This window comes from Cryobacterium sp. TMT4-31 (assembly GCF_004403385.1).
Lineage (GTDB): Bacteria > Actinomycetota > Actinomycetes > Actinomycetales > Microbacteriaceae > Cryobacterium > Cryobacterium zongtaii.
Genome location: NZ_SOGI01000048.1, coordinates 1 through 2,101, shown reverse-complemented (window position 1 = coordinate 2,101; position 2,101 = coordinate 1). Strand labels below are relative to the sequence as shown.

Sequence of the window (2,101 nt, the reverse complement as noted above, 5' to 3'; positions counted from 1 at the left end):
GGCGTGCCCTCGCTCGGGGCGGGCGGGCCGTAGGCGGGCGGCGGCGGCGTCGGCTGGCCGGCCGGACTCACCGGCGGAACCGGCGGCGGCTGCTGGGCGCCCGACGGGGTGGATTCGGCATCGCCGGCGGGGCCGCTCTGGCGATCCGGTGGGTCGCCGGCCATGCTGTCCTGCGGGAAGTCGGGCACCTGCGGCACGTCGGGGACCTGCGGCACGCTCGGAACCTGGGGAACCTCGGGATGTGGTGTGTTCGGATCGGTCATGATCGTCATTCCTTTCCTGTGAACGCCTGGTCTGATCCAGGCCGCCCGGCCGCCCGATCGGGCGGCCGGGGTGGCCGGCGAGCGCGGTCTGCCGAGCCTTCTAGTAGGTGGTGTACGAGCCTTCGCTGATGCCCGCCATGATCACGCCGATCGTGACGATGAGGAAGATGAGTCCGCTGATCAGGCCGACGTAGCCGAGCACGAGGCCGGCGATGGCGAGGCCGCGACCCTTTTCGCCGGTGCGCTTGATCTGGCTGAGCGCAATGTGGCCGCAGATCACGGCGGCGAGGGACACGAAGAACGCGCTGACCAGGGAGATGATCGCGAGAACGTTCCACTTATCGCCGGCGGCCGGCTGCCCGTAGCCCTGCGGTGCGTAGGCCTGCGGGGCGGCAGGTGCGGCGCCGTAGGCCGGGGCGGCCGGGGTCGCACCGTAGGCCGGCGGCGCGGGCGGGGAGTAGGCCGGCGGCGGCGTGGGCTCGTTCGAGTCCGGCTTGTTCACGGCGGGCTGGTTCGGGTCGGTCATGGGTGACTCCTTCACGTGGTGCAGCGTAGGGAATGCAAGGGCACTGGGTGCGATGGGTGCCATAGTGGCACCCGCGCCGTGGGGGTGTCAACGTGCTGGCTCTGCGTAAAACCCCCACCATGACAGTATCGCGTCCGCGCGAGAAACTCTTGGTGAGATGCGGTTTCAGGCCTGGATGAGGCCCACCGGGAGGGTAGAGTCCGCCCCGAAATCGAGGGTGGAGGGCGCGCGCCCCGCCATGATCAGCTGCGCGCCGAGCGCCGCGATCATGGCGCCGTTGTCGGTGCAGAGCGACAGGGGCGGGATGCGCAGCGCGATACCGGCCGCATCCGTGCGTTCCTGGGCCACCTGGCGCAACCGCGCATTGGCGATCACCCCGCCGCCGAGCAGCAGCCTGGGCACCCCGAGGTCGGTGCAGGCCGCGACGGCCTTGGTGAGCAGCACGTCGACGACGGCCTCGCGGAAGCTCGCCGCAACGTCATTGATCGGCACGGTTTCGCCGGAGTCACGCTTCTGTTCCACCCACCGGGCCACCGAGGTCTTCAGGCCGGAGAAGGAGAAGTCATAGCGGTGCTTGGCGACATCCTTCTGGTGGCTGAGGCCGCGCGGGAAACGGATGGCGGTGGGGTTGCCGGTGGCCGCGACCCTGTCGATCTGCGGCCCGCCGGGGTAGGGCAGGCCGAGCACCCTGGCGACCTTGTCGAAGGCCTCACCGGCGGCATCGTCGATGGTCTCGCCGAGCAGCTCCACGTCGGAGACCAGGTCACGCACCAGCAGCAGCGAGGTGTGCCCCCCGGAGACCAGCAGGGCGATGGTGGGGTACTCCAGCGGCGCATCTGTGTCGACGCCCTCGCCGCGCAGCAGGTCGGCGCCCACGTGGCCGACGAGGTGGTTGACGGCGTAGATCGGCACGTCCAGCGCCACCGCGAGCGATTTGGCAGCGCCGACGCCGACCATGAGTGCACCGGCGAGGCCGGGTCCGCTGGTGACGGCGATGGCGTCGATCTCGTCGAGCCGGATGCCGGCTTCAGCGACGGCCGCGTGGATGGCGGGCACCATCTCTTCGAGGTGGGCGCGAGCGGCAACCTCCGGCACGACGCCGCCGTAGCGGGCATGCTCGTCCATCGACGAGGCGATGGTGTTGGAGAGCAAGGTGGTGCCGCGCACAATGCCGATGCCGGTCTCGTCGCAGGAGGTTTCGATGCCGAGCACCAGCGGGTTGGTGCGGTTGAGCGGGCGGGCCGGGGCGGCTGATGCTGCAGGGTCGGCGGCGGGTGCGGCCGGGTCGGCGGCGGGTGCGGCCGGGTCGGCG

Annotated in this window: 2 protein-coding genes and 1 pseudogene; all 3 read right to left on the bottom strand. The window is 71.1% G+C overall.

Features of this window, described 5'->3' with window-relative positions:
- Positions 1-263, bottom strand: a pseudogene (locus E3T19_RS19010) (hypothetical protein); the annotation flags it as partial.
- 100 nt (positions 264-363) lie between these two features.
- Positions 364-789 carry a DUF4190 domain-containing protein gene (locus tag E3T19_RS11395; RefSeq protein WP_088457142.1) on the bottom strand — a complete coding sequence of 142 codons (426 nt, stop codon included), beginning with the start codon at positions 787-789 and terminating at the stop codon, positions 364-366.
- A gap of 165 nt (positions 790-954) precedes the next feature.
- Positions 955-2,004, bottom strand: coding sequence for a tRNA (adenosine(37)-N6)-threonylcarbamoyltransferase complex transferase subunit TsaD (tsaD, locus tag E3T19_RS11390; protein ID WP_134408848.1), 1,050 nt, complete (start codon positions 2,002-2,004; stop codon positions 955-957).
- Between the last annotated feature and the right edge of the window lie 97 nt (positions 2,005-2,101).